Here is a 24,421-nt window from a genome sequence, read left to right as displayed (position 1 = left end):
AGCGGTGACCGCCTACCTGATCCGCCGGATCGGTCAGGCGATCGTGGTGGTGGTCGGCGTCCTGGTCCTGACGTTCCTCATGATCCACCTCGTCCCCGGCAGCGCCGCCCGGGCCACGCTCGGGACCCGGGCCACCGCCGAGCGGATCACGGTCTTCAACGCCGCCTACGGCCTGGACAGACCGCTGGCCTCGCAGTTCCTGACCTTCGTGAAGCAGGCGGCCGAAGGCAACTTCGGCACGTCGTACTCCATGCAGCAGCCGGTGTCCACGCTGATCGCGCAGCGGCTGCCGCGCGACGGCCTGCTGCTGGGGCTGTCCACCCTGCTCGCGCTTGTGATCGCCCTGCCGATGGGGATCTTCCAGGCGGTGCGCCGGGGCCGCGTCGCGGACCATGCCTTCACCGTCGTCTCCTTCGTGCTCTACTCGATGCCGGACTTCTTCTTCGCCCTGCTGCTGATCGCGGTCTTCGCGGTGCAGTTGCACCTGCTGCCTTCCGAGGCCCCGCAGGCGGAGTCTGTCGGCGGAATCCTGGCCGACCCGCGCGGCCTGGTGCTGCCGGTGGTCACCCTGACTCTGGTCAGCGTGGCCGGCTTCAGCCGGTACATGCGGACGTCGGCCGTCAACACCCTGGCCCAGGAGTACATCCAGGTCGCCCGGTCCAAGGGGCTGCCTGAGCGACTGGTCCTGCGCCGGCACGTGCTGCGCAACTCCCTGCTGCCCGTCATCACCGTCCTGGGGCTGCAGGCTCCGAACATCGTGGCCGGCGCGGTGATCGCCGAGTCCGTGTTCAACTACCCGGGCATGGGGCTGCTGTTCTACCAGGCAGCCACCAGCAAGGACTACCCGATCATGCTCGGGTCGACCCTGGTGGTCGGTGTGGCCACCGTCCTGGGCAGCCTCTTCGCCGACATCGCCTACAGCTTCCTCGACCCCCGGATCCGCTATGTCAACGCTTGAGTCCCTGGACACACCCGAACCTGTGGACGCCTCGACGGCGTCACGCGCCTCAGGACGGCTGTCGGTGCAGGCGATCGTCCGCAACCGGCGGGCCCTGGTCGGACTGGGCATGGTGGCGGTGATCGTCGCGTTCTGCTTCATCGGGCCGCTGCTGTACCGGACCGACCAGGTCACCGTCCGGCTGGACCTCGCCGATCTGCCGCCCGGTGGCGGATATCCGCTGGGGACCGACGCTTCCGGGTACGACGTGCTGGGGCGGCTGATGACGGGAGGACGGTCGTCGCTCGAACTCGGCTTCGCGGTGGCCCTCACCACGACGGTCATCGGAACGGTGTACGGCGCCGTAGCCGGCTATCTCGGCGGCATCGTCGACGCCGTCATGATGCGGGTCATCGACACCTTCCTCGCCATTCCCAGCATCGTCCTGTTGCTGATGATGGTCAGCATGTTCACGCCCACGCTCTGGGGGATCATCCTCCTGCTGTCGCTGCTGTCCTGGCTCAGCGCCGCCCGCCTGGTCAGGGGTGAGGTGCTCAGCCTGCGCACCAGGGAGTTCGTCCAGGCGGCGCGGATGATGGGCGGCACCGGCGGGCGCATCGTGCTGCGCCATCTGGTGCCGAACGCCGCCGGCGTGATCATCGTCAGCGGTACCTTCACCATCGCCGACTCGATCCTCACCCTGTCAGCCCTCAGCTTCCTCGGGCTCGGGCTGCCGCCGCCGCACGCCGACTGGGGCACCATGCTCTCCGCCGGCCTCAACTCCCTGTACGACGGCTACTGGTGGCAGGTGTACCCGGCCGCGGGGCTCCTGATCGTCACCGTGGTGGCGTTCAACCTGCTCGGCGACGCCGTCCATGACGCCCTGGACGTCCGACTGCAACACCGGTGACCTCGACACCCCTGACCTCGACACCCCTGACCGCTGCAACGGATCCGAGGACAACACGCATGGCACCCCTCCTTGATGTCAGGAACCTCACCACCCACATCAGGACGCGTCGTGGGGTCGTCCGGGCCGTGGACGACGTCTCCTTCATCCTGGAGGCGGGCGAAACCCTGGGCCTGGTCGGCGAATCGGGCTGCGGCAAGTCCATGACCGGCCTGTCCGTCATGGGCTTGCTGCCGCCCGGCGGTGCGCTCGTGGGCGACTCCTCGGTGACGCTGGACGGGCGCGAGCTGGTCGGGCTGCCCGAACGCGAACTGCGCCGGGTGCGCGGCAACGACATCGCGATGGTCTTCCAGGACCCGATGACCGCCCTGGACCCCACCAAGACCATCGGCCACCAGGTCGCCGAATCCGTCCTGCTGCACCGCGGATGCACCCGGGCCGAGGCGGCCGACCGAGCCGCCGAGGTGCTCGGCCTGGTCGGCCTGCCCCATCCCCGCGAGCGTCTGGACGACTATCCGCACCAGCTGTCCGGCGGCATGCGCCAGCGGGTGCTGATCGCCATGGCGCTCGCCAACGAGCCCAGGGTGCTGATCGCCGACGAGCCGACCACGGCCCTGGACGTCACCATCCAGGCGCAGATCCTCACCCTGCTGGCCGATCTGCGCACCCGGCTCAGCATGGCGATGATCCTGATCACCCATGACATGGGGGTCACCGCCGGCCACACCGACCGCGTCAACGTCATGTACGCGGGCCGCATCGCCGAGAGCACCGGCACCGACCGGCTCTTCCACGGCATGCGCCACCCCTACACCCAGAGCCTGCTGGCCTCCGTACCACGGCTCGACCAGGACCCGGCCAAGGAACTCCCGACCATCCCCGGCCTGCCCCCGGACCTCACCGCCGCCCTGCCGGGCGGCTGCCGATTCGCCGACCGTTGCCGGTACGCCACCGACCGGTGCAGCGCCGAGGAGCCGCCGCTCACCGGCCCGGAGGGCCACCGGTACGCCTGCTGGCATCCGACGACTGGTCCCCTGCTGTCGGGCTCCATCGCCGTGGTGCCCCGCCTCGCCGCTGCGCCGGCGGGGGTCCCCGACCGGCCGCTGCTCGAAGCGCGCGACCTGGTCCGGGAGTTCCCGGTGCGCGGGAACCGGCTGCACGGCCGCGGCCGGCGCGTCGTGCACGCCCTCTCCGGCGTCTCCCTCACGCTCGGCCCCGGTGAGACCTTCGGCCTGGTCGGCGAGTCGGGCTGCGGCAAGACGACCCTCGGTCGCCTCCTGGTCGGCCTGGACCGGCCCGATACCGGCACGGTCACCCTTGACGGTACCGACCTCGGCCACCTGCGTGGCCGCGAGCTGCGCCGGCGCCGCCGCGACCTGCAGATGATGTTCCAGGACCCGTTCTCCTCCCTCGACCCTCGCATGCGGGTCGGCAGCATCCTGCGCGAACCTCTGCAGATCCAGGGCATCGGCACGGCTCGCCAGCAGAGGTCCCGCGTCGCCGAGCTGCTCGCCGAGGTCGGCCTGCCCGAGCGGAGTGCGGAGCTGTACCCGCACGAGTTCTCCGGCGGTCAGCGCCAGCGCATCGGCCTGGCCCGCGCACTCGCGCTCACCCCGAAGCTGATCGTCGCAGACGAGCCGGTCTCGGCGCTGGACGTGTCCGTACGGGCCCAGGTGCTCAACCTGATGAACCGGCTCCAGGCGTCTCACGGCCTGTCGTACATCGTCATCTCACATGATCTGGCGGTGGTCCGCTACCTCGCCGACCGGATCGGCGTCATGTACCTGGGCCGCATGGTCGAGGTCGGCAGCGCGGACGACATCCATCTGCGTGCCGCCCATCCGTACACCGCCGGACTGCTGAAGGCTGTCCCGGTGCCGGACCCGGACCTGGAGCGGGCCAAACGCGGTGCCGGGATCAGCGGCGAACTGCCCAGCCCGGTCGACCCGCCCTCGGGCTGCCGCTTCCGGACCCGTTGCCCACTGGCCCGCGAGCGCTGCGCGCACGAGGAGCCCGCCTTGCGTCTGTTCGGCACGGGCCACACCGCGGCCTGCCACTTCCCTCTCCTGCCACCGCTATCCGATATCCCGGCAACCGCCGTCACGGACGCCTCCGGCGGCTAGCGGTGGATTGTTGACTGCGGGTCAGGCCTTCGCTATGCCGAAAGGAGGGAAGCGTCGTCTCGCCGTCGGGGGGACCTGCTCACCGACCGGCTTCGAGTCCTCGGCCCCGACTACCCCGACACCCTGAACACCCGCTCCAACCTCGCCTACTGGAGTCGAGCAGCGAGCGATGTGGATAGGAGGTCGCGCGGAAAGACGGCATGCAGGTCGGCCGACAGAGAGAGCAGGCACAGGTTCCGTGATCACAGAGTTGTGACGCTCTGTGACTCATCAAGGAGACTTGTGCCTACGCTGCCATGGTTCATGAGGCGCCCGGGAATCGCGAGGTGATCCGCCTCGGATGGTGAACCGCCGAAACTCGGCTGCGGGCGCCGCTCTTGCCTGCCATTCTCGGGCCCATGCGTACGTTCGAAGAGCTCGTGCAGGAAGGCGAGGCCGTCCCCACTGCGGGGTGGGACTTCTCCTGGTTCGCCGGTCGCGCCAGCGAGCAGCGGCCGTCCTGGGGGTACGCGAGGCTGCTTGCCGAGCGGATGTCGAAGGCCGCGGCCGGACTCGACGTCCAGACGGGCGGCGGCGAGGTGCTGGCCTCGATCCCCATCGCCCCGCCGGTGCTGGCGGCGACGGAGTCCTGGCCCCCGAACGTCGAGATCGCCCGCCGCACCCTGGCGAAGTTCGACGCGACCATCGTCGAGACCGAGGACGCGGCCGACCTGCCATTCGCGAAGGAGTCGTTCGACCTGGTGGTCAGCCGACACCCCGTTGTGACCCGCTGGGACGAGGTGCGACGAGTGCTACGCCCGGACGGCGTGTACCTGGCCCAACACAGCGGCTCCAGCTGTGAGTGGTCATTGCCGGGCAGCGCGGCACGCGGAGAGGCCCGTGACATCCTCTCCGGTTTGTTCGACGTGCCCGTATCCTGCCTGAGCTGGGGCTATTTACGCGTTAGACCCGAGCTTGGCGCGGATCTGGTCGGCGTAGGGCTGGTCGAGTTCGGTGAGGATGTCCAGGGCATGTCGCCAGGCGTCGTGGGCTGCGTCGGGGTGGTGCGCGGCATGGTGGGCGTCGCCGAAGCGATTGAGGATGTCTGCTTCCAGTGGGCGGTCGCCGAGGTCGCGGCACAGGTCGAGGGCGAGTGTGTAGCACGCGACGGCTTGGGAGTGCTGACCCAGGTAGGTGTGGGCGTAGGCGATGCTGTCCCAGGCATGGGCTTGTCGTTCACGGTCGTCGAATTCTTCGAGGACGGGCAGGGCCTGTCGGCAGCAGGTCAGGGCCTGTGGATAGTCGCCGAGGCGCGCGTGCGACCAGCCGATGGCGGTCAGAGTCTGGGCCTGCCCCAGCCGGTGACCACAGGACTGGTACAAGGCGTGGGCCTGACGGGCAAGCGCAAGTGCTTCGGCCATGGCAGGAGGGCTCTGCCATGCCTTCACTCTGGCCAGTTCGATGTAGGTATCGGCCTGCCCCACCAGGTTACCGATCCCGCCGAACAGGTCCAGGGCGTGGCGAAGGTGATGCTGGGCGTCCCCATAGTGGCCATGGCGGCGGTGGGCGCGGGCGACGATATTGTGCGCGATGGCCTTCCCGAGGGGGTCGGCCAGCCGGTCGGCCGCGTCTATCGCGGTGTTGCCGACGGCGGCAAGGTCGTGCCAGTTCCCGCGCCGGTCGAGGTAGGTGGCCAGGGCGTGGGCCAGCTGCCAGGTGTGGGCGTCGAAACCGGTGGCGGCGGCGTGGCCCACGGCGCTGAGAAGCACGGCATGTTCGGTGGCGAACCAGGCCAGCGCCCGCTCGTGACCGGCAAAGTGTTCCAGGCAGACCCCCGGTTGCGGCGGGGGCAGCTTCAGCGGATCCCGGCCCCGTTCCAACAGCAGGGCGGCCTCGTGCGCGGTACGCACATAATGATCCAGCATCCGGTGCACTGCAGCGCGGCGCTCCGGGTCAGGGTCAATGGAGCTGGCCTGCTCATTGGCGTAGGCGCGGAGCAGGTCGTGGAATTCGAAGCGCCCACTGCGCTTTTGCTGGAGCAGGTGTTCGTCCAGGAGCAGTTCCAGTGCCTCGGCGGCCTCGCTGACGGTGATGCCCGCCAGTGCGGCGGCCGCCGCCGCGCTGAAGTCCGGGCCGGGGTGGAGGCCGGTGAGGCGGAACACCTGCTGTGCCGTGTCTGGGAGTGCCTGGTAGGACGCGTCGAACACCGGGCGTATGGTGCGGCCGCCGGCGCTGATCGCCTCCAGACGCCCGGTCTGCATCCGGTCGGCGAGTTCGGCCAGGCTCCGGGCGGGCCGGGAGCGGAGCCGGGCGGCGGTCAGCGCCAGGGCGAGTGGGAGGCGGTCGCAGTACTCGATGACGCGTGCGGCGGCTTCGGGTTCGGATTCCACGCGGTCGTGTCCGGCGATCCGGGTGAGCAGGTCCAGGGACTCGGTGTCGGTGAAGGTGTCGAGCAGGTGCGGGGTGACGTTGTCGAGGCCGGCGAGGCTGCGGCGGCTGGTGATCAGGACCAGGCAGCTGGGGCCGGCGGGGATGAGGTCGTGGACCTGGTCCTCGTCGGCGGCGTTGTCCAGCAGGACAAGGGCGCTGCGATCGCGTAACCGGTCGCGGTACATCGCTGCGCGTTCGTCGAGGCTGGCGGGAATCTGCTGAGCGGGTACTCCGAGCTGCCGCAGGAAGGCCTCCAGGACGGTGGAGGGGTCGGCGGGTGGGAGGTCGGGGTCGAAGCCGCGCAGGTTCACGTGCAGCTGGATATCGGCGAAATGACCCGCCCGGACGAGTTCGTGGGCGGCGTGGATCGCGAGCTGGGTCTTGCCGATGCCGGCCATGCCCTCGATCGCGGAGATCACGACCGTGTTCGCGCCGAGACTGTCGTTGTCGCGCGGGTCCGTCGCGGCCGCAACCAGCCGGGCGAGTTCCTCGTGGCGTCCGGTGAACGTGGCAAGGTCCGTGGGCAGCTGCCCGAACACCCCGACCGGGCCGCCGGTCCTGGCCAGCGAGTGGACCCTGACGCAGGCCTCGCGCCAGCGAGCGACAACCACCTCGTCTGCCCCCAGGGCCCGGATGATCGCCACCACCAGGTCCAGGTCCAGACGACGGCGCCCGACTTTGAACGCGTCCGCGACCGTGGATGCCGAGACGGCACCCGGTGGCCGCATCAGCGGCCCGACCCGTTTGGCCAGCAGCCGGTAGGACGGCATCCCCGCCCACACACGCAACTCACCCAGCAGACCTATGAACTCCGCCAGATCCTCCACCTTGCCCGGATCCGGCACCAAACCGCGCTGCTCACCCACAATTCCCCCATGCGGTCGTGCCCCTGACAGTCAGAGTCTATGAGTCGGGTGTACGGATTCGTGCGGGAAACGGGACGTCACCCGGTCGTCTCGGGCAGCCTGGTCCTGCCGCTTCGTGCCGGAAGCGTCAGGCGACCGTCGGTCAAAGTCATGGTCGGCCGGCACGTTCCGCGGTGAGGCGACGTACCACACCGGCTGCCGCCACGGGCAGCCGACGAGGGGCGGTTCGAACACGCGAGCATGGAGGTCACGTGAAGCGACGTACGAAGCTGATGATGGTTCGGCCGGCTTCCTCCATGCTCCAGATCACCCGCCCGTGTCGGCCCGCCCTCGTCGTCTCCGCCACTTCCTGGCAGACCTTCGTCAGGGCAGCATGGCAGGCGATTTCCCAGCCAACTGGCTCGCAGCACACTCTCTATCGGGGGGCTCATCATGCATCTGCGTCTGGCCGCGTTACTCACTGCGGCCCTGGTTCTTGTCGGGGTCTGGACCCCGGCGTTCGCGGCGACCCGTTCCGTGGCGAGCGCCCCGGCGCGGTCCGGCTTCGTGCCGGTCAACCCGACCCGGGTCCTGGACACCCGGGCCGGCTTCCCGAGCTGCGGCGCCTCCCCGACCCTGACGCAGGACAGCTTCACCGAGGTGGATCTCGCCGCCTGTTCTTCGCACATGCCGCCCACCCGGTACTTCAATGTTCCGGCGGGGGCGGCCGCTGTGGTGCTGAACGTCACCGCCACCAACGCCTCCGCGAAGAGCTACCTGAGCATCGGCGCTCCCGGCCTGCAGAACCAGGGCCACCGGCCGGCCTTCTCCACACTCAACTTCTCGCCGGGGCACGACGTGGCCAACCTCGTCACCGTCCCGGTCAGCCCCAGCTCGTACGACACTAGCGACGCGGGCCTGGAGGTCTACAACCACCTGGGCACGGTCGATCTCGTCTTCGACGTTCTCGGGTACTACATGACGCCGGGCCAGACCCAGACCACCTACCGCTACACCCCGGTCCAGCCGACCCGGGTGCTGGACACCCGGCATCTGGGCCCTCTGGGTCCGGGGGCCCAGCGGACCGTCCAGCTCACCAGCATGCCCGGGATCCCGGCCGACGCCTCCGCCCTCCTGGTGAACCTCACCGCGACCAACGCCAGCACCAGGAGCTATCTCACCGCCGCGCCCACCGGCGCCGCGTTCACCACCTCGACCGTCAACTACGAGCCGGGCAAGGACATCTCCAACCAGGCGGTCGTCACAGTCTCCAACGGTTCGATCGCCGTCCACAACAACGGGGGGTCCGTGGATGCCGTCCTGGACGTGGTCGGCTACTACAGCATCCACGGCCAGGGGCTGTTCACTCCCGTTCCGCCGAGCCGGGTACTGGACACCCCCGCGGGCGGTCACCCGCTCGGTCCGGACTCCACGCTCCGGCTTGCGGTCACCGGCCACGGCGGCGTTCCGGCCGGTGCCATCGGCGCCGTGGTGAACCTCACCGCCACCCAGGAGACCCGGCCCAGCCATCTGACCGTGTGGCCCGACCAGCAGCCCAGGCCGGGCACCTCCAGCCTCAACACCAACCCGTGGAGCGACATCGCCGGCCACGTCCAGACCCGGCTGGGGCCCGACGGCGCCGTCGACATCTACAACCACGCAGGCAGCACCCAGCTGATCGCCGACGTGTACGGCTACTTCACCGCGTCGTAGTGCAATTCCGACAACGGTCGTCAAGGAGCCGGTGACGGTCACCGGCTTCGACGCGGCCGTCGCCCGCAAGCACGGCTACATCGTCAAGACCGACGCGCACGGCAAGCAGTACGCCGCCCGCGCCGTGACTCCCTACGACTCGATCCCGGGCAACTGCGGGACCGCCTGCGTGGGGCGGCCTCAGGGCGGTCGCGCCGTGCGGCCGGCTCAGGGCTCCGTGATGTCCTGGAGCTGTTCCCGTATCGCGGTCGCGCGTTCGTGTCCGATGTTCTCGAGCAGGGTCAGTGCTTCGGTCCACGCCTCCCGTGCTTGTTCTGTCTCCCCGGCTGCGAGCAGGGCTTGCCCCAATCCGTGGACCGCGTCGGCGAGGAGGTACTTGTCGGCGACGACGCGGGCGAGCTGGACCGTGTCGCGGTACCCCTGGACCGCCTGCTCGCACTGGCCGCGCGCCAGGTGGACCGAGGCCAGGTGCCCGAGCAGTTTGACCCGGCCGCGCCGGTTGCCGACCTTCGTGCTGTCGGCCTGCGCGGCGGCGGTGACCGTCTTGTTGTCTTCCATCGAGAGCAGGTAGTAGTGCTCGGCCTGGTCGAGGTTGCCCAGCTCCTGGTGGACGCGGCCCAGGCTCAGGTGGGCGGTCCCGCGGCCCCCGATCGCCCCTGACTCCTCGAAGATCTCCAAGGACTCCAGGTACGTCGCCATGGCCTGCTCGTAGTCCTTGCGGCCGAAGTGAACCCCTCCGAGGTTGAGCAGCGCCGGCCCCATCCGCACCCAGTCCCCGAGCTCCCGAAGGATCGCGAGGGCTCCCAGGTAGTACCGCTCGGCGTCGTCCGGCCGCCCCAGTATGCTGCAGGCCAGTCCGAGACCGCCGGTGACGCGGGCCTCAACTGTCCGGTCTCCCAGCGCCCGGGCGGCGTCCACGGCGCGCTCGTGCGCGGTGACGGAGTCCGCCGGGTGGTAGCGCAGCGCGGCGGCGAACTTCTGCGCGACGGCCAGCTGCCAGACGATCTCGTGCAGTGCCAGGTCCCGGGCCGCCTGCTGAACCGCAATCAGGTTGCCCCACTCCCGGTCGAACCATCCCAGCGCCTCGTCGTAGGAGGCGAAGGCCGTCGGCTCGTGCTCGCAGGGCCTTGTGGGAACGGGGAGGTCCGGGGTGTCGATGGCTTTCGCCGCGTTGTAGGCCGAGTACAGGAACCACCAGCCGAGCCGTTCCACCGCCGCGCCGCCGTCGGCGCCGTGCTCCGGGCCCGACGCGCGCGCGGCGAAGCTGCGCAGCAGATCGTGCAGTTCGTACCGGCCGGGGGTCTTCTGCTGGAGCAGGTACTCGTCCTGGAGCAGCTCCAGCAGCGTCTCCACGTCACGGTGCGGGAGGTCCGCCATGGCCGCGACCGCCGTAACGGTGTAGTCGGTACCGGGGTGCCGGCCCAGCAGGCGCAGCAGACGCTGCGCCTGCACGGGCAGGCCCCGGTAGGACAGGTCGAACACGTTGCGAAGCCTGCTGCCCATACCGGCCGCGTCCACGAGGTGTCCGCGCAGCCGGCCTGCCAGGTACGCCAGGCTCCACGCGGGCCGAGAACGCAGTCGGCCGGCGGCCAGGGCCACAGCCAGCGGCAGACAGCCGCACAGCTCGACGATCTCCGCGGTCGCGTCGGGCTCGGCCGCGGCCCGCTCGGCGCCGATGATCCGTGCCAGCAGGGCCCCGGCCTCGTCACGGCTGAACACGTCAAGCGGAATCAGGGCCGCGCCCTCGACCTCGGCCAGGCTGCGCCGACTGGTGATCAGAACCAGGCAGGCGGCACTGGCCGGGATGAGGTCGCGGATCTGCCTCTCGTCCGCCGCGTCGTCCAGCAGGACCAGGGCGTCCCGGCCGACCATCCGGTCGCGGAACATCACCCCACGCTCCTCGACCCCCTCGGGCACCTGCTGCGCCGGGACGCCCAACTGACGCAGAAAGGCGCCCAGGGCGTCGGCCGGGTCAACGGGTGCGTGCTCCGGGTCGAAGCCGCGCAGGTTCACATACAGCTGGATCTCGGTGAACCGCCCGGCAGTGACGAGCCGGTGCGCGAGGTGGACGGCCAGTGTCGTCTTGCCGACCCCGCCCATCCCCTCGATCGCCGAGATCACCACCGTGGACGCCGGGCCCGAACCGGTCTCGACCGCGTCCAGCAGGGCTGTCAGTTCGAGCTCACGCCCGGTGAAGGTGGCCAGGTCCGCCGGCAACTGCCGGAACACTCCGGCCGGTCCGCCTGTCTTCGCCGAGGTGTGCACACGGACGCAAGCCGCCCGCCACCGTGCGAGACCCGGTTCGCCCACTCCCAGGGCCCGGACGATCGCCATGACCAGGTCCAGGTCCAGACGGCGTCGCCCGGCCTTGAACGCGTCCGCGACCGTGGATGCCGAGACGGCACCCGGTGGCCGCATCAGCGGACCGACCCGTTTGGCCAGCACCCGGTAGGACGGCATCCCCGCCCACACACGCAACTCACCCAACAGACCTATGAACTCCGCCAGATCCTCCACTCTGTCCGGATCCGGCATCAAACCGCGCTGCTCACCCACAATGCCCCCAGGTGGTCGTGCCCCTGACAGCCCGAGTCTATGAGGCGGGTGTACGGAGTCAACGCCATGGTCGGCTGGCACGTTCCGCGGTGAGGCCAGAATGGCCGCCACCGCCACTCACACAGGGGGAACTGTGAACAAGCGCCAGAAGCTCGGCGCGATCGGTGGTCTGACCGTCGCAGTCATCTCGTCGGCGATCACCATGGCTGCCCCCGCATCGGCGTGGGTCTCCCAGGCCGGCACCTACTGCCGGTCGTCGGTGACCGGATCGTTCGCAACCGCGTCTTTTGGATGGGGACCGGCGGTCACGCTCCAGTACGACTCCTGCATCGTGGCTACGCAGCCGAATGCGATCGGTGCCATCGCCAAGGCCCGGAATGTCGACTTCCTTACCCCCATCGACAGGTGCGCGCAACTCATCAACGTTGCCAAGGGCAGGCAGCCGGCAGTGCAGCTGCACCGGACAGGGCGGGGATGGGCTGGATGGTCCGGATTGCTCGCCACCGTGATCTGCGGCGGGACCCGGACCAGGCCACCGGCGTCGACGGATCAGGCCGGGTCCGCGCGCTGCCGCAGCTTCCTGGCAAGCCCGCTCCTGCTTGGTCGGCGCTTTCCCATGAGAACCGCGACACACAAGTGCCGATAATCGGCCACGCGTTGCGTCTGCCCGCACACGAATCACCGATCGAATCCAGGGTGGTGTCGGGCGGCCTTTCGGTATCCGCCCGTCAGTTTCTTGATCCGTTTGTCGGTCGCCACGAAGTCGGCGGATTGCCTCGCCGCTGCCCGTGATCGCTCCTGCAGGGTGATCGCGGGTCTGTTCGGCATTGCTGGTTTCGGCTGCTGCGATGGTGCCCCCTCCACCGCTGGTGACCTCGTGTTTCGGTGGCTCGCGCCATCCGGCTTGCGCGCTGGGTGACGTTGATGCGGCGCGCTGACGGCGGCGGGTGGACTGTGCGGCCGGGCTCTGGATGTCGTCGTGGCGGTACCCATGGTTCCGGGGGTTGGTCGGTGTTTTCCGGGCTGGGGAAATCGCCGCAATCGAGGAGGACTTTCAAGCCATTCGTTGTCGAACAGAAACGGTGCGGTGAGTGCCGCTGCTACGCTTCGTGCTGATCTTGTCGCTCACTGGTCATCATGACGAGGCTGGGGGTTACGTGTCAGGCGTCGCCACATCCGATCGTTCGACCGGGTATCTGCTGCACGCTGCATCGACAGCGCGGGAAGGCAGACCCCGGCCTCGCATCAGCGGCCCGGCTCAGCCCCCAATGCCTCCGCAGTGAACCTCGTTGCTCACACCGGCGTCCTGGCGTCGGTACGTCGTTTTGCGCGTTCGTCTCGTTGGGCCCGTGAAGGCGCGAGTGCGGGCTTGAGGCCTGTCTCGTAGCGCGGTGGCCTGGGCAGCGGTCGTGTCTTCCGCGGCTGTCGCTGGCCTGTGTTCCGTTCTTTTCCGTTGTTGTCTGGCCGTCTGCCGCAGTCGCGTGCCGGGCGGGTGAGGAGGCGATGCGTCATGACGGTCGCAGTGGCCGAGTTGCGTGAGTGGCTGTTGGGTGACGGGGCAGGGGGCGGGCCTGGGCGCCTGGTGGAGGTGTCGGGTGATGTGCTGGGGCCGGGGGAGGGCTTCCGGCCGGTGTTCGCCGACGGGGTGCTGCGGGCGGTGTGGCAGGACGGTGACGCGCAGGCGTTGACGTTCACCGGGACTGCCGTAACTGCTCTGGCGGATGGTCCGGTGCCGGTCGAGGTGTCGTTCAGTCATGACGGCGGCCAGGCCGTGACGGGTGTGAGCCTGTCGGTCGAGCTGCCGGTGCCCGGGGTGGCGGGGGAGGTGCTGGGGCGTGGGCTGGGTATCGCTGTTGCGCCACTTCCAGCGACCGCGTCGGTGACCCGGCTGGACCTGCAGTGCGCCGACAGCGTCACGGTCCTCACCGGCGAGGGCGAGCACGGCGGGGTGACCGTGGTCTCCCATGCCGGCACCGGCCGGCTGATGGTGGCTGCGGCCGGCGGGTGGTACGCGGTGTGTGCCGACCGGCCGCTGACGGCTGATCAGGCCTCGGACCTGCTCGCCGCGGCCAAGGGTGTGAATGTCGCCCTGCCCGGGGACGGGGTGCCGGAAGGCACCTGGCTGGTCCTGCCCGAGGGATTCGGGTCGGATGGTCCGTGGCTGGTACCGGTGCGGCCCGAGCGGCCCCCGGCGCAGCTGGATCCGGCGCGGCGCGACGGTCTGGGACGGGCGATGCCGGTGCCCGGCAGCGCCGCGCCGGCCGTTGCCGTGCCCAGGGTCGGGATCAGGCGTGCGCCGCACGCGGTGGCGACCAGTGACGGGTTCGTCCTCCTTGCGCCGAGGTGGCTGGGCTCGCAACGCCGGGCGGGGTTCACCTTCGGTGGACCGAACGATGCGGTGTCGCTGCTGGGGTTCATCGACATCGGCATGCTGGACGGCAAGTCCAAGGCGATCAAGTACGACAAGGCGCCGCTGCACATCAGTGGCGGCCTGGCGGCCCGCAAGGCGGACCCGCCGTACACGCTGGCGGTGGGTGGTGTGCTGCTGGTGGACACCGGCAGCTTCCACGGCACCGCCATCGCCGCCGCCTACGCGCCCAGCGCCGGCGCGAAGCCGTCGTTCTTCGCGTTCGGCGCCCTGACCGCGGACAAGGGCATCGGCCCGCCCGCGTTCCAGGTACGCGGGGTGGCCGCCGGATTCGGCTGGCGCAGCAATCTGCGGCTGCCGGACGGTCCGGAAACGGTTGCGGACTTTCCCTTCATCAAGGCCCTGGATAACCCGGGGGCGATCGGCGCGAAGCCGGACGGCTCCGCTGATCCTCTGAAGGTCCTGGACAAGCTCATCTCCGGCCCCAGGCCGTGGATCACGCCTGCCCGGGGCACCGATGATCCGGTGTGGGTCGCCGCAGGGCTGTCGTTCACCGTCGCCGAGTGCCTGGACGGGCGGGCGGTGCTGGCGGTGCAGACGGGTGAGGATCTGACGCTGGCACTGCTGGGAGTGGCGGGGATGAGCTTTCCCAAGCAGCCTGGCGCGCGGAAGTACGCGCACATCGAGATCGCGCTGGAGGCGTTGCTGAAGCCGAAGGCGGGCGAGCTGAGCCTGTCGGCGGCGCTGACGTTGAAGTCGTTCGTGCTGGATCCGAACTGCCGGCTGCGTGGCGGGGTGGCGTTCAAGACGTGGTTCGGGCCGAGCCCGAACAAGGGCGACTTCGTGGTCACCGTCGGCGGCTACCACCACAACTACCGCAAGCCCGGGCACTATCCGGTCGTGCCGCGGCTGGGGTTCGACTGGGACCTGTCCGGTTCGGTCACGGTCAGCGGCAATGCCTACTTCGCGCTGACGCCGGCCGCGGTGATGGCCGGGGGCGGGCTGGATGTGCGGTTCCACTCCGGTGCGCTGCGGGCCTGGCTGACCGCCAAGGTGGACGCGCTGATCCAGTGGAAGCCGTTCTTCTTCGACGTCAGCATGCGGGTGTCCGTCGGCGTATCCGCGTCGGTGAAGATCCTGTTCGTGCGGATCACGATCACCGTCGAGGTGGGGGTCTCGCTCAGCGTCTGGGGGCCGCCCACGGGCGGCCAGGCCAAGATCCACCTGTGGTTCATCTCGTTCACCATCAATTTCGGGAACAAGCGCGACGCGGACACCAACGCGCTGGACTGGCCCGGCTTCCGTGAGATGCTCCCGCCGCCCGACACCACGGTGCGGGTGATCCCCGGCGCCGGGCTGATCGCCGACCGCCCGCAGCTGACCGACGGCACCCTGAGCGACGACGACGCCTGGCAGGTGTCGTCGGCCGGGTTCACCTTCGCCACCGACTCCGCCGTGCCGGTGGGCGAGCTGTATCTGACCCGCAGCGGCGGCAGCCCGGTGGAACCCACCAGCAAGCTGAACATCCGCCCCATGCAGAAGACCAACTTGACCAGTGTGCAGCGCGTTTCCGTCAACCGGCACGAGCAGGACAAGGACCTCGACCTGGCCGCCTGGCGGCGGTCTGCTTCCACCGCGTCGGTACCGCAGGCGCTGTGGGGCACCGGGCGCGGCACCACCCTGCCCGGCCCCGGGGAGCAGGTGATCCCGGATCAGCTGACCGGGGCAACACTGTCCACACCGGACGCGGACTACGGCAACGACACCGGCTACATCGGCGAGGACGCCCTGGCGTTCGACCCGATCGACCCCGACGGCGTCCAGCCGCTCGACCCGGACGCCAGGCCCGTCGGCCCGGCCCCGCGCCGCCGGGCGGGAGTGATCGGCATCATCGCGCGCACGGTCGCGGCCCCAGCGCAGAACAGCGCCCGCACCCAGCTCACCCAAGCCCTGACCGGCCTGGGCCTTGACCTGGGCGCGCTGGATACGGACCTGTCCGCTCACAAGGATGCCGCCGAGACCGCGTTCACCGCCGAGCCGATGCTCGTCCCCGCCTCCTGACCACGCCCCCATCCGCGACCCGCCGACACCGATTGGGGTGACCCCTTTCCCGTGACGACCACGCCTGATGTCAGGACCCGCACACGGTTCTTCGACCACCGCATCCCCGCCCTGTACGCCGGCAAGTACACGATCACCACCCAGCAGTCGATCACCGACCTTCCGGGCTCGTCGCTGCCGACCCGCGCCCAGCGGTTCGACGTGCGCGGCCCCAGGTTCGCCATCGCCGGGACCGACATCCACGCCTGCTACCCGCTGCCGGGATCGGTGGGCCTGTACAGCCAGGTACTGCCGCACATCACCCTGGAAACCCCGGGCGTGCCGTGGCTGCGCCCGCTCGACGGCCAGGAGCCGGACGTCCCGTGGCTGGCGCTGCTGGTGTTCCGCGAGGGCGAACTGCCCGGCGACCCGCTCGCGATCGGGCAGGCAGACGTGTGCACCGTGCGTGAACTCCTCGCCGGACGCCTGGACGGCGGGCAGCCGCTGCCCGGCCTCAGGCCGGACATCGACCCGGCCCACCTGTTCACGGACGAGACCGAGATGGTGTGCCGCAGCATCCTGGTGCCCAAGGACCTGTTCACCGCTGTCGCCCCGCTGCCGGCCGAGATGGCGATGCTGGCCCACGTGCGCGAGGGCGGCCCCCCGGACGCCACCCGCGGCGCCGCCCCCACCCCGGACGAGGAGGAACTGAAGGCGGTCGTCGTCGCCAACCGGTTCCCGGACGTGGCCGGCGGCCTGCACGTGGCACACCTGGTCTCCCTCGACGGCCACGAAACCCTCCTGCGCCCCGATGCGCCCGCTCCGGAGGACGACGTGCGGCTGGTGTCGGTGTGGTCGTGGATGTTCGAGTCGGAGCCGGACTCCGGGACCGGGTTCGGCGACCTGGCCCAGCACATCGCCGCCGACCCCGACCCGGTGCTGCGCCTGCGCCCGCAGGCACCGTCGAACCCGAACGCCGCGCAACGGGAGGCGCTGGACCGGATTGCCACCGGATCCACCGCCTTGCCCCAGCGCCTGCCTTCCGGGGAACGCACCGCCGGCTTCTACCGAGGCCCGCTCACCGCCGCCCCAGCACAACCGCTGCCAGACCTGCCCGAAGAAGACCGGGTGCGGCTGGAATCAGCCGACGAGGCCCTGGTCTACCTGGAGACCTACGGCGTCTACGACACCGGCTACGCTTCCGCGTTCTCCCTGGGGCGCGCTCTGGCCCTGGCCGACGCCGAGTTCCGCACCCACCTGCTGGCATGGCGCAAAGGGGCCCGCAACGCGGCACGCCGCCTGGTCGCCCACCCCGACCTGGCGGGGCGAGCCGCTACTGCGTCCACCGCCGGTCTGCTCACCGCTGATCTGGCCAGGGACGCCTTCGACAAACTGCTCACCACCGGCGGCGGGGCGCGCCTGGCCCGCGCGCTGGGCCAAGCCGGTGCCGACGTCGCGGCCGGACGGCGCCACGCCCCGGACACGCGCACCTCGACCAGGTCGGCCCCGTTGACCGCGGCCTCGCTGCACACCGCGCTGGGACGGCCCGACGTGCAGGACATGCTGCGGGCGGCGACGGCCACCGAACTCGACCCGGTCACCGAGTGGCTGGACGAGCTCGTCACCCTGCACCGGATCCCGTTCGAGCACCTGGTGCCCGACCCGCGGATGCTTCCCCCCGAGAGCATCCGCTTCTTCCACCTCGACCCCGGCTGGATCCGGGCCGCCGTCGACGGCGCGCTGAGCATCGGCGTCGGCCACATCCTCGACTTCGACCTCAACATGCTGGCCCGCCGTGTCAGCGAGGCACCCGAGTGCGGCGTGCTGCTCCACTCCGACATCGTCGAAGGCTGGCCCGAAACCATCTACGCCGCCTTCCGATCCGGCCGCCTCGTCGAGCCGGTGCGCACCGCGCACTACGGCACACACGTGCTGATGTTGCTCTACCCCGCCGCGATCGACACGTTCGCGATGGCGGAGCCGCCGCAGGGCCTGCACTTCGGATTCGGCGACCTGGGCACGATCGAACTGCGCAAGATCAGCGGACCTGACATCGGCATGCCGATGGGCGAATTCCCCCCAGACCCGGGCGACGACCGGTTCAGCCGGTTCCTGCGCCCCGGCGGCTACGACGTACTCAACGTAGCGGGCCAGGGCGACGCTCTGCTGCCCGCCCTGGCCCGGGCGCACAACGTGGCCGAGTTGTCGTCGGCCCAGTTCACCCTTCAGATGGTCAAGGCCCCGCAACTGCAGACCTTCGCCCCCCGTCCCTGACCGGCACCTCGACACCCAACCGTCAACAGCAAGGGAAGTTCGACGATGCCCACCCGCAGTAACGACACCCTGGTGGTGCCGGTCGAGGTGGCCGCGCTCGCGGTCAACACCCGCACCCAGAACTCCAGCGACAGGTTCGTCTTCCACCGCTGGCAGCCCAACTTCTTCCTGCTCCAGGACAACCGCATCCCTCCCGAGCCGGAGCCGTTCCAGATCGACCCCTGGCCCGGCGAGACCGAGCGACGTGGCGTCTACCTGCAGTGGCAGCTCCCCGAGGCACTGACCCGCGGCCGCCATGACGACCAGGACGGTGTCGAGGACTTCCCGCTGGTACCCAACCGGTGGCTGGTGGTCCGCCACCAGGCAGCCTCCGACACCGTGCGCGCCTGGGTCGTGGAAAGCGACCACCTCGGCCTGCAGACCGGCACCGTCTCCTACCTCGACCCCGACGCTGCCGAGGTCACCGCCACCAAGATCGGCCGCCGACACGAACTGACCACCACCTCACCGTGGCGTGAACCCACCGACGCCCGGCAGCCGTTCCTGACCGCCCTCGGCCCCGGACTGCTCACCTTCTCGGTGTACCAGCCCTACAACGAGAACGTCTTCTCCCTCCACGACACCCTGGACGACGTACCGAGCCAGGACAAACTGAGCTACCACGTGACCGGCTGGCACGCCGACCCCGGCGACGACATCCTCGCCGGCCACGACGGCCAGCTCACCGACCTGCTCGACACGCTCGAATGGCTCGCCCCCACCGCCACCAGCACCGTCAACCACTGCCTGTACACCGGCAGCGTGCTGGGCATCACCTGGGACCGCGAAGGCCCCGCCCCCTCCCCGGACATCGTCCCCGACCCGGACCAGGTCGCGGTCTCCATCGGGAACTCCGCCGCCGAGGCCATGACCGGCCTCATCGACGAAGCCGCCGGCCCCAGCGCCCTGTCCGAACACGAGACCCGGCTGGTCCGCGCCTTCGCCCTGGGCACCCTCGACACCCTGGACCGCACCGATGGCGACGAACTGACCGACACCGCCGCCCACGACTCCGGCTTCGGACCAGCCTCCGCCGGCTACAGCTGGCTCATCGCCGACCGCAGCAACCCCAACATCCCTGCATCCCTCACGGCCACCGAACGCGCCCGCCAGCACGCCCGCGAGCAGGACGTCGTCGCCGAACTCAACCGCCTCCAGGCCGAACACGACGCACTGACCGCAGACCTGGCCGCCGCGCAGGAACGCCTCTACCTGCTGTGGGCACTGTCCCAGGCCGAGAAGGTGCCACCTGCCTTCGCCAACCGCATCGACGACGAACTCAACCCCGACCACTCCGACGGTGCCGCCGGACGCGTCGCCGACCTCACCACACGCCTGGACGACCTGCGCACCTCGGGATCGCTCCCGTGGGGTACCACCCCTGAGGACCTGGAGGACAGCGCCGCCCGGTACGCCGACGACCACGGCCTGCCCACCGACCACCTCCTGCAACGCGTGCCCAAGGCCCCCAACGAGGAGCCCGCGGACCCCGTGCTGTTGCTCCAAGGGGCGCATCTGCACGCGCCCATGACCCGCGGCTCCTTCCTGCCGTGCCGCACCCCTGACCGGCTCGTCACCAAGGCCGGGCCCGTCACCGCCGCCTCGGTCCAAGGGAGCGTCGCGAAGGTCAACACCAGCGCAGACGTGCCCGCCACGGTTCCCGGGCTGCTGACGGAGTTCTTCATCCTCGACCGCGCCACCCACCAGGGCGTCGGGCTGGGTGAGGTGACGGGCACGCTGCCCGAGTACGGCACCGAGCCCTGGCAGCAGCCCTGGCAGCCGCTGTTCCTGCAGTGGGCCGTGGACTACACCGCCCTGCCCTACCGCGACCAGGCCGGCCCGCACTGGACCTTCGACGGCATCCGCTACCGCTGGAACGGGACCGGCGCGAGCGCGGACCCGTTCGTCATCACCGGCCGCCAGGTCCTGGCCCCCACCGCCGGCCACGATACCGAAGGCAAACTCGCCGCCCACGCCCGCCACCGCACCGACCTGCCCGACCTCCGTGCCCTGCGCGAAGAAGTCCGCAACCTCGACATGCTCTCCCAACGCCTCGACGGCTTCTCCGCCTTCCTCGCCCAGCGCGACCCCCGCTCCACCCTGCGCCCCACCGGCGAAGTCGGCGATCTGGTCGGCCACGGCGACCACTACGCCCCCCTGCCCGGCACCGTCAAGTTCGCCTTCCCCGGCCGGCCCCCGGAGGTCGTCTCCTCCGCGTTCTTCGAACTGCGCACCGGGCAGCTCGCGTTCACCCAGCTCGCGGTCGTCGACCGGTTCGGACGCGCCGTCAACCTCTTCGACAACCCCCGCCACTTCAAGCCATCCAGGCCCACGTCAATGATCCCCGACCACCCCGTGGAATCCACCGACACCCACCGGTTCGTCGAACTGTCCCCCCGCCTGCTCCAGCCCGCCCGCCTCGCCTTCGGGTTCCTCAACGCCACCCGCGACCAGGACGTCGACCTCACCCCCGGGGCCAACCCCGTCTGCGCCTGGATCGTGCCCAACCGCCTGGACCGCACCCTGGCCTGCTACGACCCCACCGGCCACCCCTGGGGCGAACTGCGCACCATCATGCAATCCAACAGCACGAAGGCCGTCGTGTGGGCACCCCTGCCCGGCTCCGACGTCACCACCCTCGCCCAGCTGGGGCAGGTCTCCCCGCACACCCACGACCTGCTCGCCGCCATCGCTGGTGGCGGCCAGGACGTCTTCGACGCGGTCCGCGCGACCATCGACGACGCCCTGACCACCATCGACCCCGACGGCCCCGACGACCAAAGCCTCGGCTTCTTCCTCGGCCGCCCCCTCGCCCTGGTCCGCGCCCGCCTCAACCTCCAACTCGACGGCCCGGTCCGCACCTCCTGCGGCTGGAACGAAGTCCTCGACCCCGACGAGCACCCCCCGGCCATGCCCGCCTGGGACTGGATCGTGCGCCTGGGCCAAGCCACCTCCACCGACGACGGCCTTGTCGGCTACGTCCTGAACGAGGACTACACCCACCTGGAAACCATCACCACTCCCACCGGAAACCACGGCGGCTACCTGCGGCCGATCGGCACCGGTGACCGCCTCACCCTCGCCTTCGAAGGCACCAGCACGGCAACCGTCACCCTGCTGTGCGATCCCCGCGCCGCCGTCCACGCCACCACCGACATCCTCCCCGTCTCCTCGGTCCACGTCCCCTCCGAGTTCACCGACCACGCGCTCTCCCGCATGGCCGTCTGCTTCCGCACCGGCCCCCTCCTCGCCCCCACCACCCCCGACCCCGTCACTGCGGTCCTGCCCCACCCCGCCACCGCCACCGGCAGCTGGACCTGGACCGAACCCGCCGGTACCGACAACACCTGGCGCACCCTGCCCATCACCGTCCCCGACCCCACCGACATGCCCCTCGGGGACCCCGAAATCCGCACCGGGTTCCTCGTCCTGGGCGACGCCGCCGACGCCACCCGCTGACCCAACCCCTCACCCACGGAAGGACGACGTTCATGGGCATCGTCACCCAGACCACCGCTGTCACGGATCCTGAGGCGGCTGCTGACTTCGGCAGCCAGCTGCAGTACTCGCTCACCACCGTCCCGGACCCGTTGACCGTCAGCCCGGCCAGCGGGACCGTGGAACTCGGCGATCTGATCATCGTCGGCAGCCGCATCTCCCCGGACCCGGTCGAGACGAACCAGATCGCCGTCTACGTCCCCCTCGGGACGGAGGCCTGGCAGCTCGCCCTGGACCTGACGGGCCTGCAGTCCCTGATCAACCTCACCGGCTGGACCGGTACCCCTGACCCGGCCAACGAGCGGATCCTGTTCAAGCCCGCCACCGGCCACGCCACCCTCACCCCCGAGCAGGGCATCACCGTCCAGCTCAACAAGCTCCGCATCAACCGCCAGGTCGGCACCGCACCTGTCGTCCTCGCCCTCAACTGGCGCGCCCCCGGAACCACCACCTGGCGCACCGAGGAGCAGACCCTGGCTATCGGCAAGTTCCCGCCCGGCTTCTACCTGCGCAACCTCAAAGCCGAGACTTACATCGAAAACGGCGACCCCGTCATCCTCACCTGGGAACGCTCCACGAACGGAAACGAGACCTACCACCTGCTCTACGAGAACATTGAGATCGACGTCACCAGCTACAGCACCTTCCGCGTCGACGACGTCCGCCGCAACACCATGTTCTACCTCCGCGGCCGCATCCAGGCCGGCACCGGCACCGCAGAACGCACCATCAACACCTACGTCACCGTCAACAAGCCCGACCTCGAGGTCGGCGATCTCGTCGTCAACGGGGGACTGACATTCCCTCGCCCCTTCGTACAGAAGCTCAAGAGCTTCCCCGCAGGGCGAACGGTCAGTGTGACGCCGAAAAATGACGGGGTCCTCTATGTCCTGTGGAATGGCGGGGAGCTGTACTTCAACTTCCCGGACGTATCCGGAATCACCGTCGGCCCCACGGGGAGGTCATTCCTCGCCATGCCGTTGCAGAAGAACGCCAGTTTTAGCGTCACCCAAAACCAGCCGGGCCCAACGATAGCCTGGTGGGTTTCCATGGGGACCCCGCAGCTTGAGATGGACTGGTAGAGAAGCCAACGGGATCTACCACCCTCGGCTCCAGAAATAGATCCCGGAAACCGGGGTTGCCGGTATCGCCCGGATCACTGTAATCCGGTCCGCCGACGCCACCCGCTGACCCAGCACCTCAGACACGGAAGGACGCACGTTCATGGGCATTGTCACCCAGACCACGGCCGCCACTGACCCGGAGACGGCTGCTGACTTCGGCAGCCAGCTGCAGTACTCGCTCACCACCGTCCCGGACCCGCTGACCGTCAGCCCGGCCAGCGGGACTGTCGAAACCGGCGACCTGATCATCGTCGGCAGCCGCATCTCACCGGAGCCGGTCGAGACGAACCAGATCGCCGTCTACGTCCCCCTCGGGACCGAGGCATGGCAGCTCGCCCTGGACCTGACCGGCCTGCAGTCCCTGATCAACCTCACCGGCTGGACCGGCACCCCTGACCCGGCCAACGAGCGGATCCTGTTCAAGCCCGCCACCGGCCACGCCACCCTCACCCCCGAGCAGGGCATCACCGTCCAGCTCAACAAGCTCCGCATCAACCGCCAGGTCGGCACCGCCCCCATCGTCCTCGCCCTCAACTGGCGCGCCCCCGGCTCCACTTCCTGGCGCACCGAGGAACAGACGCTGGCCATCGGCAAATTCCCGCCCGGCTTCTACCTCCGCAACCTCAAACCCGACTCCGCGTACATCGAAAACGGCGACACCGTCACCCTCACCTGGGAACGTTCCACCAACGGAAACGAGACCTACCACCTGCTCTACGAAAGCCAAGAATTCGACGTCACCGACTACAGCACCTTCCGCGTAGACGACGTGAGCCGCAACACCATGTTCTACCTCCGCGGCCGCATCCAGGCCGGCACCGGAACCGCAGAACGCACGATCAACACCTACGTCACCGTCAACCGGCCCGACCTGGAGATCAGTAGCCTCATCGCCCACGGAACCGTTGAAGCCAAGAAGGGCATTATTGTCGGTCCGCAATACGAGCTCTTCAGGACAACCAATAGTGAAACAATCCGTAAGACTTATGCTGCGGATACCGCGGGATTTATGACCGTTACTCTCTTGACTCTCGACAAGAACGACTCAGTCGGAAGGAGGGTCAGCTTGTGGGTAGGGTCGCCGGATAACGCGTCTGGCTTCTTGGAACTTAACACAGCAGACGATGGGATGTACCTTCCGTCCCGTCGCGGTGCAACAGTTGTGGTGCCAGCAGGTCAGTTCGGATTTTCGCTGGTTGGCACTGGCTCGAGGCCCAGTATTGAGGCGAGGATCGTTTGGATGCCTCTGGGAACTGACAGCGCTCCTCCGCGTGCCCAGTAGGTGCGGTCGGGTGAGGCTGACAGCGACCTGTTGACGCGGCTGAACCGCAGCGGCTTCCCGCCGGCCTCGATCGCCACCTGACCTTCACGGGATCCTGGAAGTCCGTCGGGCAGGGCGTCGCCCACCTGGTCGACTTCTGGACCCCGAATGCGTAACCGTCGCACCGTGTGAGCCTCTCCCCTCGGCACTCGACCGATACCGCCGCTGCCTCGCCGCGCTGACACCGGCGGTTGCGTGACGGCGCGTCCGGCTGCTCGTTGGACCGCTGGTCACGCTGTGCCCGAGGGTCGCCTTGGCGAACGA

At 69.5% G+C, this 24,421-nt stretch carries 12 protein-coding genes and 1 pseudogene; 11 read left to right on the top strand and 2 right to left on the bottom strand.

Translation table 11 applies throughout. From position 1 onward, the window contains the following. The first annotated feature begins 4 nt into the window (after nucleotides 1–4). From ABH925_RS31130 to ABH925_RS31115, 4 genes and pseudogenes are all read left to right on the top strand, one after another. A complete protein-coding gene (locus tag ABH925_RS31130; RefSeq protein WP_370153401.1) occupies nucleotides 5–958 on the top strand; it encodes an ABC transporter permease in 954 nt (317 codons plus the stop codon). Beyond that, nucleotides 945–1,847, top strand: a complete 903-nt coding sequence (locus ABH925_RS31125; protein ID WP_370153399.1) for an ABC transporter permease — start codon at nucleotides 945–947, stop codon at nucleotides 1,845–1,847. The genes ABH925_RS31130 and ABH925_RS31125 overlap by 14 nt, the downstream gene beginning before the upstream one ends. Nucleotides 1,848–1,906: 59 nt before the next feature. Next, complete coding sequence (locus ABH925_RS31120) at nucleotides 1,907–3,970, top strand: dipeptide ABC transporter ATP-binding protein (RefSeq protein ID WP_370153396.1); 2,064 nt, start codon at nucleotides 1,907–1,909, stop codon at nucleotides 3,968–3,970. A 398-nt stretch (nucleotides 3,971–4,368) separates the two neighbouring features. After that, nucleotides 4,369–4,773, top strand: a pseudogene (locus tag ABH925_RS31115) (class I SAM-dependent methyltransferase); the annotation flags it as partial. Nucleotides 4,774–4,905: 132 nt separating this feature from the next. Here ABH925_RS31115 and ABH925_RS31110 read toward each other — a convergent pair. Continuing rightward, entirely contained in the window at nucleotides 4,906–7,245 is a 2,340-nt protein-coding gene (locus ABH925_RS31110) for a tetratricopeptide repeat protein (protein ID WP_370153395.1), read from the bottom strand. Nucleotides 7,246–7,677: 432 nt separating this feature from the next. On the opposite strand from ABH925_RS31110, the gene ABH925_RS31105 reads away from it, so the two are divergent. After that, nucleotides 7,678–8,937: a hypothetical protein gene (locus ABH925_RS31105; protein ID WP_370153393.1), complete on the top strand. Its 1,260-nt coding sequence runs from the start codon at nucleotides 7,678–7,680 to the stop codon at nucleotides 8,935–8,937. Nucleotides 8,938–9,144: 207 nt separating this feature from the next. Here the strand turns inward: ABH925_RS31105 and ABH925_RS31100 are convergent, their stop codons facing one another. Continuing rightward, the gene (locus tag ABH925_RS31100; RefSeq protein ID WP_370153391.1) at nucleotides 9,145–11,424 is read right to left on the bottom strand and encodes a tetratricopeptide repeat protein; all 2,280 of its coding nucleotides are present in this window, start codon (nucleotides 11,422–11,424) and stop codon (nucleotides 9,145–9,147) included. Nucleotides 11,425–11,626: 202 nt separating this feature from the next. Here ABH925_RS31100 and ABH925_RS31095 point away from each other — a divergent pair, with 202 nt between their 5' ends. The 6 genes from ABH925_RS31095 to ABH925_RS31070 all read left to right on the top strand — a co-directional run bounded on the left by ABH925_RS31095 (nucleotide 11,627) and on the right by ABH925_RS31070 (nucleotide 24,118). Continuing rightward, nucleotides 11,627–12,139, top strand: a complete 513-nt coding sequence (locus tag ABH925_RS31095; protein ID WP_370153389.1) for a hypothetical protein — start codon at nucleotides 11,627–11,629, stop codon at nucleotides 12,137–12,139. An 864-nt stretch (nucleotides 12,140–13,003) separates the two neighbouring features. Then, a complete protein-coding gene (locus ABH925_RS31090) occupies nucleotides 13,004–15,922 on the top strand; it encodes a DUF6603 domain-containing protein (RefSeq protein ID WP_370153387.1) in 2,919 nt (972 codons plus the stop codon). Between the two features lie 51 nt (nucleotides 15,923–15,973). After that, nucleotides 15,974–18,175: a hypothetical protein gene (locus tag ABH925_RS31085; protein ID WP_370153385.1), complete on the top strand. Its 2,202-nt coding sequence runs from the start codon at nucleotides 15,974–15,976 to the stop codon at nucleotides 18,173–18,175. Between the two features lie 45 nt (nucleotides 18,176–18,220). Continuing rightward, nucleotides 18,221–21,673 carry a hypothetical protein gene (locus tag ABH925_RS31080; RefSeq protein ID WP_370153384.1) on the top strand — a complete coding sequence of 1,151 codons (3,453 nt, stop codon included), beginning with the start codon at nucleotides 18,221–18,223 and terminating at the stop codon, nucleotides 21,671–21,673. 32 nt (nucleotides 21,674–21,705) lie between these two features. Continuing rightward, nucleotides 21,706–22,794, top strand: coding sequence for a hypothetical protein (locus ABH925_RS31075; protein ID WP_370153382.1), 1,089 nt, complete (start codon nucleotides 21,706–21,708; stop codon nucleotides 22,792–22,794). Between the two features lie 142 nt (nucleotides 22,795–22,936). Next, nucleotides 22,937–24,118, top strand: a complete 1,182-nt coding sequence (locus ABH925_RS31070; protein WP_370153380.1) for a hypothetical protein — start codon at nucleotides 22,937–22,939, stop codon at nucleotides 24,116–24,118. The last annotated feature ends 303 nt before the right edge of the window (nucleotides 24,119–24,421 follow it).

Origin of the sequence: Streptacidiphilus sp. EB129 (assembly GCF_041262645.1) — a bacterium.
Taxonomy (GTDB): Bacteria; Actinomycetota; Actinomycetes; order Streptomycetales; family Streptomycetaceae; genus Streptacidiphilus.
Note: the sequence above shows the minus strand (reverse complement) of the source record. Positions and strands in the feature narration are given on the sequence as shown.